This window comes from Phytoactinopolyspora endophytica (assembly GCF_004138495.1).
Lineage (GTDB): Bacteria > Actinomycetota > Actinomycetes > Jiangellales > Jiangellaceae > Phytoactinopolyspora > Phytoactinopolyspora endophytica.
On record NZ_ML142857.1, the window covers coordinates 85,784 to 87,658 of the forward strand.

3 protein-coding genes are annotated in these 1,875 nt (G+C 63.8%); all 3 read left to right on the forward strand.

The window, feature by feature from the left end:
* Nucleotides 1-130: 130 nt before the first annotated feature.
* Nucleotides 131-760, forward strand: a complete 630-nt coding sequence (locus ELR45_RS18210) for a YceI family protein (protein WP_129667661.1) — start codon at nt 131-133, stop codon at nt 758-760.
* A gap of 153 nt (nt 761-913) precedes the next feature.
* Entirely contained in the window at nt 914-1,333 is a 420-nt protein-coding gene (locus ELR45_RS18215; RefSeq protein WP_129667662.1) for a nitroreductase family deazaflavin-dependent oxidoreductase, read from the forward strand.
* 338 nt (nt 1,334-1,671) lie between these two features.
* Nucleotides 1,672-1,875 (forward strand): YceI family protein (locus tag ELR45_RS38300; protein WP_205856823.1); only part of this gene is annotated, 204 nt, incomplete at its 3' end.

The following is a 1,875-nucleotide window of genomic DNA, read 5'->3' on the forward strand; positions in this document are numbered from 1 at the left end:
CGTCTCGTATTTGCACACGCTCTCTGTACCAGTATCATGCCGTCCTGACATTTCATTACAAAATGATCATGTCGCTTGTTTTACGGCAAAAGCGACATTGGCCATAAGACGGCACAGACACGGGGCATAGATGAGCGAGTCGACTGGCGTGCGCACATGGAACGGTGCGCAACTCCCGGCGCCCGGAACGTTCACGATCGATCCGCAGCACACCACCGTCGGATTCGTCGCACGACACCTGATGGTGACCCAGGTGCGGGGAAGATTCGATGGCATCGAAGGGTCTGTCCAGATCGCCGACGACCCACTGATGTCGCGCGCCACGGCACGGATCGCGACGGCGAGTATCACCACCGGAACGGCAGACCGGGACGCGCACCTGAGCAGCGCAGACTTCCTCGACGTCGAGCGGTTCCCCTCGATCACCTACGCGTCCCGGCAGGTTCTCGGCGGTGATCCGGACGCTAAGTGGGATCTGGTCAACGGGAAAATGGTCCGCCGTCGTCGTGGAGCCGGCCGTTTCGTGGTGCTCGGTGACCTGACGATCCGCGGCGTCACCCGCCCGGTCACGCTGAACGTCTCCATCGACGGCGTCACCGGAGATCCCTGGGGAGGGGAACGGCTGGCGCTGAGCGCCACGGGCGAGATCGATCGCGAGGCCTACGACATGACCTGGAACGTGGCCCTGGAGGCGGGCGGATGGCTGGTGTCGCAGAGCGTCCGGCTGGAGATCCGCGCCCAGGCGATCCGCAGCGGCTAGGGATCCCATCGGTACGGCGTTCACAGTGATCCTCGCGCTCGGCTCGGCCGCGCCGGCACACCGCGACCGATTCAGGGAATAGCTCGCTACGGGAAATGGTTGGCCTGGCAGAAGATCTGCCCGGCAGAACACGACCATGGAAAGAGGCGCGGAGTGAGCGAAGAGAAGAGCTTCAACGACGGGATCATAGAGGAGTTCCGGGGGAACGGCGGCAAGGTGGGAGGCATGTTCGAAGGCATCTCCATGCTGCTGCTGACGGCGACCGGCGCCAAGACCGGACGACGTCTCACCTCACCGCTCGCGCACACGCGCGACGGCGACCGGTTCGTCGTCATCGCGTCCAACGGCGGCGCGGACAAGCACCCCAGCTGGTACTTCAACGTCCTCGCCAACCCGTCCGTGACAGTCGAGATCGGCGATGAGACGTTCGAGGCGAAGGCCACGGCGCATCCTGAAGGACCGGAGCGAGACCGGCTGTTCGAGGCACAGGCGAACCTGATCCCTGGTTTCTGGGAGTACACCAAGCAGACCAGCCGGCTGATCCCGGTGGTCACACTGGACCGCATCAGCTGAACGATCGATACGGCATGACAGCGGGCCGGGATGCGCGCTAACCGTCGGAAAACTCCGCGCCAAGTAACCCGCATCCCGGCCCTCGCCGAGGCTGCCGGCTCACCGCCATATTCGTACGTATCGCCGGGACAACGTCGGTACGGACGACGGCAAGCCGGGAACGGTCACAAGCCCCGCCACAACCAGGGGTAACCGGAGAGTTGCCGGTTATGAGTTGCTCCGCTGTACCATACGCGAGGATGATCGTCTATAGGCTGAACGGATCGTTACCATCGATCCGCGAGGTCTGACGGTCGCGAACGGGCATCTGAGCACGGGGGATACGCATGGCGGAGCCAGTGAGCGTACGCAATTGGAACGGCATTCAGCTTCCAGAACCAGGAATCTTCACGGTCGACGCCCAGCACACCACAGTGGGCTTCGTCGCACGGCACCTGATGGTCACTCAGGTACGTGGCCGCTTCGAACAGGTCGGCGGGAGCGTGAACATCGCCCAGGACCCACTCGAGTCCTGGGCGAGCGCCGAGATCGCCACCGCCAGC

Bases quoted from the DNA above. Each gene is read 5' to 3' on its own strand.
- ELR45_RS18210 (WP_129667661.1), top strand. From the start codon at position 131: ATGAGCGAGTCGACTGGCGTGCGCACATGGAACGGTGCGCAACTCCCG.